Here is a 12674-nt window from a genome sequence, read left to right as displayed (position 1 = left end):
GCAACCCAGACGCTCAGGTGTCCGGATTCAGGCGTGCCCGCTGCGTCTCCAGGAATGTCCGTTCGGTGTCGTTGGTGGCCAGGGTGATCGCCTCGTCGTAGGCGGCGACGGCATCCGCAGTGCGGCCGAGGCGGGTGAGTAGGTCCGCGCGCGTGGCGGGCAGCAGGTGGTAGCCCGGCAGGTCCAGCTCGTCAACGGCGGCCAGTGCCACGGCCGGTCCGTGCACCTCGGCGACGGCGACCGCACGGTTGAGCGCGACGATCGGGGTGGGGGTGTGTTGCAGCAGTTGATCGTAGAGCGCCAGTACCTGCGCCCAGTCGGTCGCTTGTCCGTCCGTGTGCACGGCGTTGATCGCGGCCTGCAACTGGTACGGCCCCGGCTGTGCCCGGCGCAGGCACCACCGCACCAGTTCGTGACCCTCGGCAATCAGTTCCCGGTTCCACAACGACCGGTCCTGTTCCGCGAGCACCACCAGCTCCCCCGAAGGCCCCACTCGCGCAGGCCGACGGGCTTCGGTGAGCAGGAGCAGCGCCAGCAGCCCGATCACCTCCGGCTCCTCGGGCATCAACTCGGCCAGTGCCCTCGCCAGGCGGACGGCCTCCAGGCACAGGTCCGTGCGCAGCAACTCCCCCGATGTCGATGTGTATCCCTCGTTGAAGACCAGGTAGAGCACCGTGAGCACTGAGGTCAGCCGCTCGGGGAGTTCCGCGGCGTTGGGCACCCGGTAGGGGATGCCCGCGTCGCGGATCTTCTTCTTCGCCCGGACGATCCGCTGGGCCACCGTCGCCTCCGGCACCAGGTACGCCCGCGCTATCTCCGCCACCTCCAGCCCGCCGAGCAGGCGCAGGGTGAGCGCGGTCTGCGCGAGCGGCGACAGCGCCGGGTGGCAGCAGGTGAAGATCATGCGAAGTTGGTCGTCGCGTACCGGTCCGACCTCCTTCGGCTCGTCGGGTTGGTTCAGCAGCAACGCCTGCGCGTGCCGGGCCTCCCGGGTGGACTCCCGGCGCAGGCGGTCGATCGCCCGGTTGCGTGCGGTGGTCACGATCCATGCACCCGGGTTGGCCGGTAGCGAGTCCCACTTCTGCACGGCCACCGTGAACGCGTCCTGGACGGCCTCCTCGGCAAGCCCGATGTCACCAAGGAGGCGCGTCAGCGTCGCCACGCACCGGCCGTACTCAGCCCGGTAGACGCTGTCCAGATCCATCAGCGCCGGCCCGACCCGTCGTCGAACGGACGCACCTCGATCGGTTGCCCGCAGGCCAACGCGCACTTCTCGGCCCAGGCCAGCGCCTGGTCGAGGTCGTCGCACTGGATCACCCAGAACCCGCCGAGCTGCTCTTTCGTCTCGGCGAACGGCCCGTCGGTCATCGTGGTGGTGCCCTTGTCGGGACGGACGACCGTGCTGGCGTGCGACGGCTGCAGGCCGCCGACGAACACCCATGACCCGGCGGACTTCATCTCTTCGGTGACCTTGGTGGTCCGGGCCATCTGCTCCCGTCGTTCTTCTTCGGTCTCCGGCACGCTTTCGTCGAGCTGAACGGCGAGCAGGTACTGCTTCATGGTGCACTCCTTCGAAGGGTCAGCCGGCCTCTCACCTTGGCTACGAACGTGCTCGACGCCATTCGACACCACCCCAGAAAAGTCAGAGCCGGAAGATCAGAGCCTAGGTGATCGCCACGTCGACCGCAGGCACGTTCGCGCAGGTGCGGACCGACGCCACGGCGAGGCCCAATCGCCGTGCGGCCTCGGCCAGCTGGTCGGCGGGCAGGGCGAAGGGCACGCGCAGCCACCGCTCCAGGCCGCCGTGCACGCCGAACCGCGAACCCGGCGCCAGTTGTACGCCATGGTTGGCCGCGGACACCGCAAGCCGCGTGCTCATCGGTTTGGGCAGCCTGCACCACAGCGAAAGCCCGCCGGACGGGACGTTGAACGTCCAATCCGGACAGTGCTCGCGCAGCGCGTCGGCGAGTACATCGCGTTGCTGCCGGAAGTCCGCGCGGCGGCGGGCCAAGGCCGCATAACCGTCGGGTTCCAGCAGTGCCGCCAGCACGAGTTGTTCGAGCACCGGCGCCCCGAGATCCACTGCGAACCGTGAGGACAGCAGGCGGTCCAACAGGTCCACGGACGCACGGATCCAGCCAAGCCGCAGCCCACCCCAGTGCGACTTCGCGGCCGACCCGATGATCAACGACAGGTCTCCGGCGAACGCGGCGAGGGGTGGCGGGCCGTCCAGCGGATCGCCGGCGAAGTCAAGCTCCACAAGGGACTCGTCGATCACCACCGGAGTCCGTGTCCTGGCAAGCAATCCACCGAGCCGTTCACGTCCCTCGGCGGCCAGCCGCAGGCCGGTCGGGTTCTGGAAATCCACGACGAGGTAGGCGAATCGCGGCGACGCCTGACGCAGCGCGGCCTCGATTCCCGCGAAATCCCAACCAATCGCCGGATCCAGCGCGACCGGAACCGGCAGCGCGTGGGCGGCCCGCAGAGCGTCCAGCGCGTTCGGGTAGGTCGGTTGCTCGACCAGGACCCGATCACCCGGACCAGCGAGCATTCGCAGGCACAGCACGAAAGCCGAGTACGCGCCGCTGGTGATCATCACCTGTTCAGCTGTGGTCGGCAGGCCACGAGCCGTGTAGCGCTCGGCGATCCGCTCGCGCAGGAGCGTCAGACCACCGGTGACATACCCATTGCCGCCGATGTACGCGGCGAGTTCGTGTGTCGCCGCGTCGACCGCGGCCGTCATTCCCGGCAATGCCGGTGGTGCGGCCTTGGCCAAGTCGAACAAGGCTTCGCTGGACGGCATCGTGGGTTCCTGCCGTCGTGCTCCGGTGCCCGAGATCCACGAACCCGCGCCTTGGCGGCTCGCGACGATGCCGTCTTCCCGCAGCCGGTCGAGGGCCGCTCCGATCAGCGTGCGGCTCACTCCGAGCGACGCCGCCAGCTCCCGTTCGGCGGGCAGCCTCGTACCGATCGGAAGCTGGCCGTCGCGGACGTACAACTCGATCGCCCCCGCCAGATTGACCGCACCCTGCCGGGAGCCACGCCGCCGCCACTCCCCCAGCAACACAGCCAATCGCTCGCCCGAGATGCGGCTACCCAGGGGAATGGTGGACGTCATAAGGCCAATTATTCAGCATTGGCCCTGGATTGCCAGACCAGTTCTGCCCGAGACTGCCCGAGTGGCATCAGTCGATCTCAGTCCGCTCACCATCCGTCACGCACCTGCCCGCCGGTCGGCCCAGCTGCTGTTCGGGCTGGCCCTCTACGGCATCAGTACGGGCATGTTGACCCGCGCCCACCTGGGGCTTTTTCCGTGGGGCGTGCTGACCGAAGGGCTGGTCAACCGCACCGGGCTGACGTTCGGCACCATCACAGCCATCATCTCGGTGGCCGTCATGCTGCTGTGGATCCCCCTGCGGCAACGCCCCGGCATCGGCACGATCTCGAACATCGTCGTCATCTCGGTGGCCGTCGACATGACCCGCGCCGTCCTGCCTGATCAGCACGCCCTCGGCTGGCAGATCACGCTGCTGGTCGGCGGTGTGGCACTCAACGCCGTCGCCACGGCCGTCTATGTCGGTCCCCGTCTCGGTCCTGGCCCGCGTGACGGCCTGATGACCGGTCTCGCCGCCCGCACCGGCAGGTCGATCCGCCTGGTGCGTACCGGAATCGAAGTCGTTGTGCTCACTTCGGGCTGGTTGCTCGGCGGCACGGTCGGTGTCGGCACTGTCCTTTATGCCCTGACTGTCGGACCGCTCACGCAACTCCTGCTCCCGCTGGTCACGTGGCGGTCCGCGCAGCCTGTGGCCGTGTCTAGCACAGTGTCTTGTCGATGACGGCCTTCATCAGCTTGATCTGGCCTTCAGGGTCTCCTTTGAGTCCCGGCGCGGCGGTCTGGGCGACAGCAGCCGCCCGGCCGCTGTCCGTGGCGCCCGCTAGCGTCAGGTAACCGTGGAGACCGCCGCTGTGTCCCCAGTAGACACCGCCGCAAGTCAAGTCCTGGCTGAGCAAACCAAGGCCGTAGCGCACGTCGGGTTCGTCGGTCGCGACGGTCTTGCGCATGTCCGCCAGCTGTGCCGGCGGGAGCAGGGTCTGCAGTTGCCGGTAGAAGGTGACCAGGTCGGCCGGGCTGGCGACCAGCTGTCCGGCGGCCCAAGTCCACGAGGGATCCATCTCGGTGATGTCGATGACCGGTGACTTCGGGTCGGTCTCGTCGGTCAGGCTGTAGCCGCGCGGGTGCTTGCCGCCCAGGCCCTGTTCGCCTTCGACGGGCCAGTACGTGTCCCTCAGGCCCAGGCGCTTGATGACCCGGTCGGTGATCTGTTCCCCGGCCGGGCGCCCGGTCACCGATTGCACGAGCAGTCCCGCCACGATGTAGTTCGTGTTGGTGTACTTGAACTTCGCGCCGGGTTCGAACTGGGCTGGATGGGCCATCGCGATGTCGAGCAGGTCGTGTGGCCGCAAGTAGCGGTCGCGCACCTGCTCGATCCGGTCGAGGCCGATTTTGTCGGCGTACTCCGGCAAACCGCTGGTGTGCTGGAGGAGTTGGCGTACGGTGATGCGCTTGTCCTTGACGGCGGGCACATATCGCTGGGCCGGGCCGTCGAGTTCGACCTTCCCTTCAGCGACCAGTTGCAGGATCACCACGGACAGGAATGCCTTGGTGTTGCTGCCAATTCGTACGCGTCCGTTCAAGGGCACCGCTTTGCCTGCGACGTACCATCGTTCGTCGCCGTCACGCCGGACTGCGGCCAACGCCCCAGGCGCGTGGCCCGAGTCGACGATCGACTGCACCGGGTTCTTGCCAGGCGCAGCCACTGCGACCGATGCCGGAACAACCATCGTCACAGCCATGGCCGCACCCACCAATGCGCGCTTCATCGCTTGTCCCCCTCGCAGAATGCATTGTCCACAGTAGAAAGAACCGCGGCGTGCGCACGGTCGGCGTTCGCCGGGTCGAACGTGCCTGGCAGAGCCGTCACCATGACTGTCACCCGGCGACCGTCCTCGGTCGCGCCGCCTCGTGTCTCGAACCCGAAGACGTCGCCGCCGTGCCCCCAGAACACGCCACCGCAGCTGAGCGGAACACTCGTCAGACCCAGGCCGTATCCCGAACCCGGAGCCATGTCCGCCGGGACTGTCTTCTTCATCTCGCTGAGTTGTGCGGCGGGGAGCAACCTGCCGTCGACGAGGGCGCCGAAGAACTTGGCGAGGTCGCTTGGCGTGGAGATCAGCTGCCCGGCCGCCCATGCCGCGGACGGATCCAGTTCGGTGATGTCGATGATCTCGCCGTCCTTGGCGCGGCCGTAACCCTGCGGGTGCGGTCCGCGGATGGTCTTGTCGCCGACGCCGGGCCAGTACGTGTCGCGCAGGCCGATCTTCTGGATCACGCGCTTGGTCACCTGCTCGGCGACCGGACGCCCGGTCACCCGCTCGATCAGCATCCCGGCGAGGATGTAGTTGGTGTTGCTGTAATCCCAGCGCTCCCCCGGCTGGAAGTTCGCCGGATGCGCCAGCGCGAGGTCCAGCAGCTGCCGCGGCTCGTAGTAGCGGTCGCGGAAGGCCTCGATGTCGTCGAGCTCGAGGTACGCGGTGTAGTTCGGCAAGCCGGTGGTGTGCTGCAACAGCTGACGGACAGTGATCTTGCGACCGTCGATGCCCTCGCCGCGGACCAGGCCGGGCAGGTACTTCTCGATTGGCGCGTCCAGCTCGACCTTGCCCTCGGCCACCAGCTGCAGAACCACGACGGCCACGAACGTCTTGGTGTTGCTCGCCGCCCGGACCCGCCCGTTCACCGGCGGCTTGGCCGGATACCCACGCCGAGCGACGCCGGCGGAGTACGAAGTGGACTGTGTGACCAGCACAGCGCCGGGGAACTTCTCGTTGCGGACCAGGTTCTCCAGCTCGTCCGGTTGCACAGCCGACGCTGTCGTCGCACCGGCAACCACCCCGACCGCCGCGATCAAACTCGCGAGTTTCACTGTTGTCTTCACAGGACAAACCGTGTCAGCCGGGACGGTTGCGGGCGATCGGGGAAAGTTGTCAATTCATGGTGTAGCCAGCTCCACCTAGCCGCAGGCGGCCGGGTAAGTTGTTCGCACCCTGCCCCGCCCCACTGGGAGTTCGGATGAGATCACGCCTGCTCGCCGCGCTCATGTCGGTCATCGGACTGTTAGCCGTCTCGGCGTGTGGAGGCCCCGCCCCCGCGCCGAGCAAGATCAAGCTCGGGTTCTCCGCATGGCCGGGCTGGCTGCCGTGGCAGGTCGCCGAAGAACGCGGCTTGTTCAAGGTCAACGGCGTCGACGTGGAGCTGCAGTACTTCGACAGCTACACCGACAGCCTCACCGCGTTGTCGACAGGGGCGATCGACGCGAACAGCCAGACCTTGAACGACACCATCGCCTCGGTCGGCAGCGGCGTCCAGCAAACAATCGTGCTGGTCAACGACACCTCGACGGGAAACGACCAGATCATCGCCCGGGACGGCATCACCAGCGTGACCGACCTCAAAGGCAAGAAGATCGCGGTGGAGAAGGGCACGGTCGACCACTACCTGCTGCTCCTCGCGCTCAACCGGGCCAAACTCCACGAAGGCGACGTCCAGCTCGTTTCGACGCTGACCGACTCGGCCGCCGCAGCCTTCGCCGCAGGGCACGTCGACGCGGTTGGCGCGTTCGCGCCACACACGACAACTGCCTTGTCCCGGCCCGGCAGCAGTCCGGTGACAAGTTCCGCCGAGTTCCCCACGCTGATCCCCGACCACCTCGTCGTCCGCACGGAAATGGCCCGTCTCCGGCCGGATTTGGTGCAGCGCCTGGTCAACACGTGGTTCGAGACCCTGGCGTGGATCGAGCACAACCCGGACGAGGCCATCGAGATCATGGCTCGCCGGGCGGGGGTGAGTCCGCTGGCGTATCGCGCTTATCAGCCGGGTACGACCTTCCTGACCAAACAGGAGAATCAGGACGCGTTCGGCAGTCGAACCCTGCACTACCGGGCCGTCCAGGTCGCCGACTTCATGGTCGATACCGGCCTGCTGTATCAACGGCCCGTGATGGACGAGTTGTTCGACGACCAGTTCGTCAAAGCGCTCTAGGCGCGTCGCTTTACGCTAGCGGGCCGGGCTGCCAGCCTCGATGCTGTGCAGGTGCATGAGGACGTCGAGAGCTATGTGCGGGCGGTGCGGGCCAGGGACGCTCGCTTCGACGGCTGGTTCTACGTAGCGGTGGTCACCACCGGCATTTACTGCAGGCCGAGTTGCTCGGTGATGTCGCCGAAGGTGGAGAACATGCGCTTCTACCCGAGCGCGGCCGCGGCCCAGCAGGCCGGTTTTCGGGCGTGCAGGCGGTGCCGGCCGGATGCCAGTCCGGGTTCCCCGCAGTGGAACGAGCGGGCTGACCTTGTGGCGCGGGCGATGCGGTTGGTCGCGGACGGAGTCGTCGACCGGGAAGGCGTGTCCGGGTTGGCCGCGCGGCTCGGTTACAGCGTGCGGCAGATCCAGCGGCAACTTCAGGCCGAGCTGGGTGCGGGGCCGTTGGCGATCGCGCGGGCTCAGCGAGCCCAGACCGCACGGCTGTTGATCGAGACGACTCCGGTGCCGCTGGGCGATGTCGCGTTCGCGGCCGGGTTCGCCAGCGTGCGGACGTTCAACGACACCGTACGGGAGGTCTTTGGCCTGACGCCGAGCGAGTTGCGGCAGCGGGCCCGGCGCACGCGGCAGTCGGCGGCGCCAGGGACCATGGCCCTGCGATTGCCTTTCCGGCAACCGCTGAGTGCCGGCGATCTGTTCAGGCGGCTCGCGGCCGAGGCCCTGCCTAGCGTGGAGGAATGGCGTGATGGCACGTATCGGCGGACGCTACGGCTTCCGCACGGCCACGGCATCGTGGCGTTGCGGCCGTCGCCGAAGCACATCGACTGCCGGTTGACTCTGGCGGATCTGCGGGACTTGGCCACGGCGATCACCCGCTGCCGCTGGCTGCTTGATCTGGACGCCGATCCGGTCGCCGTCGATGAGCAGCTGCGTGCTGATTCTGTGCTTGAGCCGTTGGTGGACAAGGATCCTGGGCGCCGAGTGCCGCGGACCGTGTGCGCGGACGAGTTCGCTGTGCGGGCCGTGCTGGGATCGGGTGCGGCCGGGCTGGTCGCCCACGGCACTCCGATATCCGATCCGGCAGGTGGGCTCACGCACTTGTTCCCCGATGTGATCACGGTGGCGGCCCGAGTCGGCGGCGATCTTGTCCACGCGTTGGCCGAAATCGACCTCGGCATCGGCAGCGACTGGGTTCAGGCGCGCGCCCAGCTCTCGGCGCTGCCTGGCATCGATGCGCTGACTGTGGAGACGATCGCCATGCGTGCCCTGGGCGATCCCGATGCCTTCAGCCCCGCCGATCCTGTGGTGCGGCGCACGGCCCGCAGTCTCGGTTTGTCCGATTTGGCGAGACATTCGGCCGCTTGGCGGCCGTGGCGCGCTTACGCCGCGAAGTACTTGTCGTGAAGGTGACGTCGTAAATCTGCCAGCCATCAGTGCGCGGCGTGGCCATTGTCGAAGGGAGAACAAAGGAGAACCGCCCACATGTCACAAGTACGTCCATTCCGGATCGAAACCAGTGCCCAACAGCTCACCGATCTCAAGGAACGGCTGGCCAGAACCCGCTTCGCACCGGCATTGTCCGGACAGGACTGGACGCACGGCACGCCACCGGGCTATCTCGCCGAACTGGTCGAGTACTGGCACACGACATTCGACTGGCGCAAAGCCGAGGAGCACCTCAACGAACTCCCCCAATTCCTAGCGGAAGTCGGCGGCGTCACCCTCCACTTCGTACACACCAAGGGCGTCGGGCCACACCCGTTCCCGCTGCTGTTCTCGCACGGCTGGCCAGGTTCGTTCGTCGAGGTGACCAAGATCATCGGTCCGCTGACCGACCCGGCTGCGCACGGCGGCGACCCGGCCGACGCGTTCGACGTGGTAGCGCCCAGCATGCCGGGCTTCGGCTTCTCCCCACACCCCGGCACACCCGGAATCAACCCGACAGTAATCGGCGGCCTATACGACCGTCTCATGACCGAAGTACTCGGCTATCCGCGCTACGGAGCCCAGGGCGGCGACTTCGGCGCACAGGTCTCCAGCCGCATCGGCCGCGACCACGGCGACCACGTAGCCGGGATCCACCTGAACCTGATGGGCGCGACGCCGGTGCTGGACTCAGCGCCACTCACACCAGCCGAACAGGCATTCGTGGCCCAGGCAGAGCACTTCTTCTCCGTGGAGGGCGGGTACGCCCAGATCCAAGGCACCAAACCGGCCACACTCGGCGCCGGATTGTCCGATTCCCCCGCCGGTCTGGCCGCGTGGATGGTGGAGAAGTTCCGGGCGTGGAGCGACTGCGACGGCGACGTCGAATCGGTGTTCAGCAAGGACGAACTGCTCACCGACATCACCCTCTACTGGTTGACCAACACCATCACCACCTCCGCCCGCCTCTACTACGAGACCATGCGCACCGAAGGCATGCTCGGCAGGAACACACCTGGTTACGTCGACACACCGACCGGGTTCGCGTCCTTCGCCAAGGAAAACTTCACGCCGCCGCGGGAGTGGGTCGCCCGGGCGTACAACCTGCAGCGGTTCACCGAATTCGACCACGGCGGCCACTTTGCGGCACTGGAGCGCCCAGAAGACCTCGTCACCGAGATCCGCGAGTTCTTCCGCCCATTACGCGCCTGACAGATACAGCGCCGCACGGACGACTCCGGCCGCTGACCACGCTTGAGGAACGCACGCGTTCGGGTACGCCAGTGGCTGCCCATCCAGAACCGCGTACAACTCGGGAGTGTGGCCGCCGAAGTGCTCGCTGCCCCGCACAATCGACTCAGCCATCAAACCCGCGAGCTCATGTTTCCCCTCGGCGGCCAAACCCGTCATGACGATCGCCGTGTCGTGTGGCCAGACGGATCCTCGGTGATAGCTGAACGGGTTGAACATCGGGCTGTCCGCGGTCGATGTCCGTAGTCCGTACGGTGTCAGCATGTCCGGGCGGCCGAGGCGCGCGGCGACAAGGTCGACTTCTTCAGCGTCCAGCAGGCCTGTGCCCAGTAGGTGGCCTATGTTGGATGTCGCGCCCGCAACGGGGTTCTTGTCCGCGTCCAACGCGATCGCGGGATACCGTCCGGAAGCGTCCTCGATCCAGAACGTCGAGCGGAACCGCTCCCTGAGCCGGGCTGCCCAGTCCATCCACTGTGGACCATTTTCCGAGTCCAGTGCGGCTGCGGCGACCGCCGCGGCATATGCGTACCCCTGGACCTCACAGAGTGCGATCGGGGCCCTCGGGTGCTGGCCGTCCTGGTGCAGGAACGCGTCATGCGAGTCTTTCCATCCGTGGTGGGTCAGCCCTCCGGACGCCGCTGGCTGGTACTCGATCAGGCCGTCGCCGTCCGGGTCGGCGTCCGGGCCGGTCAGCCAGTTCATCGCGGCCACCAGGTTCGGCAGCAACGGATCGACCGGCGTCCCGGCGCGCGAGGCCTCGTGCAGCAGGCAGATCCACAGCGGGGTCGCGTCGATCGTGCCGTAGTACCGGGAACTCAGCCGCACCTGACCCGTGTCGATCGCGCTTGGGCGCAGCTCGTGCGGGATCTTCCCTGGCTGCTCCTCGGCAGCCGGGTCGTGCCGCGTCCCCTGCCGCCGCGCCAGGGCACGCAACGTCCCCGCCGCCAGGTCGGTTCCCAGTGGCAGTGTCAGGCGGGCCGCCCAGATCGAGTCACGGCCGAAGAGCGTCAAGTACCACGGGCTTCCCGCCGCCGCGTAGAGATCGCCTTCATCAGCGAGCAACAACGCACGAAGGTCGGCGAGGTTCTTCTCGGCGACCGGGTTCGACGGAGAAGTCCACTGTGGATACGTAACGGGCGGCACCTGGGCGAAGTCCGCGGGCTCAACGGCCGCTTCGGCGTGCAGCGAAAGGCGCCACGTCTGCCCCGCGGCCACCGTCACCTGCCAGGTCAATTCGGCAACGCTGTCACGGATCGCCGTGGTAGCAGCGGGTTCCGCACGCAGCGTCACGGAATCCTGCCAGCGTAGCCCTTCTTCAGTGACCGACGGCGTGATCAAGGAGGCGGCACGGCCGGCTTTCACCGCGTCCACGCCCGCGAAATCCGTTGCTACACGCAAAACAACAGTCAGTGTCCGGTCGATGTCATCAAAGTTGGTTACCTCCAGGCGTTCCAGCAGGCTCGACGCGTCCAGCACGCGCTCACGCCGCAGATGCAGCGTCGAATCCCGCCACCGTGCGCCGGAAGCCTTCGCCACCGCGTGAAATGACGCCGTCCACGGGTTCTGCAGATGCCGGCCGACCGTCACGACCTCAGCGTCCGCGATCGTCAGCTGGACACGGGCAAGCGCACGCTTGTCCCGGATGAACCAGCCGGTCGATCCTGTCCCGGGCAGCTGACCGTCCTGGTCCGACAGCACAAGGGAAGGCGCCTTCAAGACAGTGACGAGTGAGTGCAGGGACGTGCTCGGTCCGGTCACAGTTCCTCCCAGCGTCGGCGCCGGTCTTGACAAGGGCGAGGGCCGTCAGCGACAGTTACCCGTCCAATTTGACCGGTCAAATCACGGACAGTATGCCATCTGCCACGCCTCATGGGCGAACAGTCGGGAGTGGACAGTGGGACAAGCGGTCACGCTTCGCCAGGTCGCGGCGCACGCCGGGGTGTCCCGCCAGACCGTGTCGAACGTGCTCAACGCGCCCCAGCGCGTCGATCCCGTGACCCTGCGCAAAGTCCAGGCCGCGATCGAGGCACTCGGTTACCAGCCGAACCGCACCGCGCGCAGCCTCGCCACCCGCCAGGCCGGGCTGATCGGCTACTGCCTCGCCCGCATGCCCGGCCGAAGCCTGTTCATGGACCCCTTCCTGCACACGCTCACCGAGGCGATCGAGGAAACCGGCAGGCGAATGCTGGTGTTCACCGCCCCCGAAGGCGCGCAGGGCATCGAGACCTACGCCGATCTGATCGCCCAACGAGCGGTTGACGCGTTCATCCTGTCGGACACCGTCGACGAAGACCCGCGGCACACCTGGTTGGCCAGCCGTGGTGTGCCGTTCGCGTCCTTCGGCCGTACCTGGCCCAAACAGGGCGAACAGCCGGGGCCGTGGGTGGACGTCGACGGCGCGGGGGCGTGCGCCGAACTGGTTCGCAGGCTGCATTCGGCCGGGCACGACCAGATCGCGTTCGTCGGCTGGTGCCAGCGGGTCACGATGGGTGCCGCGAAGGACCGGCAGCGCGGATGGCAGGACGAATGCGCCCGGCTGGGCCTGTCGGAGCAGGCCGCGTACGCCGATTCCGACAGCATGGACGGTGCCGCGCGCGCCGCGGCCACGCTGTTGGACGGACCTACTCCGCCCACGGCGATCGTCGCGGCCAGTGACCTGCTCGCCGTGGGCGTGCTCGGCGAGCTGCGGCGCCGCAAGCTGCGCCCTGGACACGACGTCTGGGTGACCGGATTCGACGACTCGGTGCTCGCGACCTCCGTGGAGGGCGGGCTGACCAGCGTGCGCCAGCCGACCGAGGAGATCACGTCGGCGCTGGTCAGGCTGCTCGATGCCGAGCACGGCGAATCCGGCGTGCTGCTGGCCGGTCAGATCGTGTGCAGAAGCAGCGCACCAGTGGATTTGTGACAC

11 protein-coding genes are annotated in these 12674 nt (G+C 67.4%); 5 read left to right on the top strand and 6 right to left on the bottom strand.

The window, feature by feature from the left end; genetic code table 11:
• Positions 1–13: 13 nt before the first annotated feature.
• The 3 genes from B9C43_RS07040 to yczR all read right to left on the bottom strand — a co-directional run bounded on the left by B9C43_RS07040 (position 14) and on the right by yczR (position 3118).
• On the bottom strand, positions 14–1204 hold the full coding sequence (locus B9C43_RS07040; RefSeq protein ID WP_084425160.1) for an RNA polymerase sigma factor: 1191 nt from the start codon (positions 1202–1204) through the stop codon (positions 14–16).
• Positions 1204–1560 (bottom strand): YciI family protein, encoded by a 357-nt coding sequence (locus tag B9C43_RS07035; protein WP_084425159.1) that lies wholly within the window; start codon positions 1558–1560, stop codon positions 1204–1206. Before B9C43_RS07035 ends, B9C43_RS07040 begins: the two co-directional genes overlap by 1 nt.
• A gap of 103 nt (positions 1561–1663) precedes the next feature.
• Entirely contained in the window at positions 1664–3118 is a 1455-nt protein-coding gene (gene yczR, locus B9C43_RS07030) for a MocR-like transcription factor YczR (RefSeq protein WP_084425158.1), read from the bottom strand.
• Between the two features lie 61 nt (positions 3119–3179).
• Here yczR and yczE point away from each other — a divergent pair, with 61 nt between their 5' ends.
• On the top strand, positions 3180–3836 hold the full coding sequence (gene yczE / locus B9C43_RS07025; protein ID WP_084425157.1) for a membrane protein YczE: 657 nt from the start codon (positions 3180–3182) through the stop codon (positions 3834–3836).
• Here the strand turns inward: yczE and B9C43_RS07020 are convergent.
• Positions 3814–4881 (bottom strand): serine hydrolase domain-containing protein, encoded by a 1068-nt coding sequence (locus tag B9C43_RS07020; RefSeq protein ID WP_084425156.1) that lies wholly within the window; start codon positions 4879–4881, stop codon positions 3814–3816. The genes yczE and B9C43_RS07020 overlap by 23 nt on opposite strands.
• Positions 4878–5993: a serine hydrolase domain-containing protein gene (locus B9C43_RS07015; protein ID WP_084425155.1), complete on the bottom strand. Its 1116-nt coding sequence runs from the start codon at positions 5991–5993 to the stop codon at positions 4878–4880. The genes B9C43_RS07020 and B9C43_RS07015 overlap by 4 nt, the downstream gene beginning before the upstream one ends.
• 134 nt (positions 5994–6127) lie before the next feature.
• Here B9C43_RS07015 and B9C43_RS07010 point away from each other — a divergent pair, with 134 nt between their 5' ends.
• From B9C43_RS07010 to B9C43_RS07000, 3 genes are all read left to right on the top strand, one after another.
• Positions 6128–7096, top strand: a complete 969-nt coding sequence (locus tag B9C43_RS07010; protein WP_084425154.1) for an ABC transporter substrate-binding protein — start codon at positions 6128–6130, stop codon at positions 7094–7096.
• 51 nt (positions 7097–7147) lie between these two features.
• Positions 7148–8494 carry a bifunctional transcriptional activator/DNA repair enzyme AdaA gene (locus B9C43_RS07005; protein WP_084425633.1) on the top strand — a complete coding sequence of 449 codons (1347 nt, stop codon included), beginning with the start codon at positions 7148–7150 and terminating at the stop codon, positions 8492–8494.
• Between the two features lie 78 nt (positions 8495–8572).
• The gene (locus B9C43_RS07000; protein WP_084425153.1) at positions 8573–9727 is read left to right on the top strand and encodes an epoxide hydrolase family protein; all 1155 of its coding nucleotides are present in this window, start codon (positions 8573–8575) and stop codon (positions 9725–9727) included.
• On the opposite strand, the gene B9C43_RS06995 is transcribed toward B9C43_RS07000, so the two are convergent.
• Positions 9716–11524 (bottom strand): glycogen debranching N-terminal domain-containing protein, encoded by a 1809-nt coding sequence (locus tag B9C43_RS06995; protein ID WP_160096385.1) that lies wholly within the window; start codon positions 11522–11524, stop codon positions 9716–9718. The two genes, B9C43_RS07000 and B9C43_RS06995, sit on opposite strands and share 12 nt — an antisense overlap.
• A gap of 136 nt (positions 11525–11660) precedes the next feature.
• Here B9C43_RS06995 and B9C43_RS06990 point away from each other — a divergent pair, with 136 nt between their 5' ends.
• Positions 11661–12671, top strand: a complete 1011-nt coding sequence (locus B9C43_RS06990) for a LacI family DNA-binding transcriptional regulator (RefSeq protein WP_084425151.1) — start codon at positions 11661–11663, stop codon at positions 12669–12671.
• The last annotated feature ends 3 nt before the right edge of the window (positions 12672–12674 follow it).

It is taken from the genome of Kibdelosporangium aridum (assembly GCF_900176515.1).
GTDB classification, from domain to species: domain Bacteria; phylum Actinomycetota; class Actinomycetes; order Mycobacteriales; family Pseudonocardiaceae; genus Kibdelosporangium; species Kibdelosporangium aridum.
This window is presented reverse-complemented; position numbering and strand designations above follow the sequence as displayed.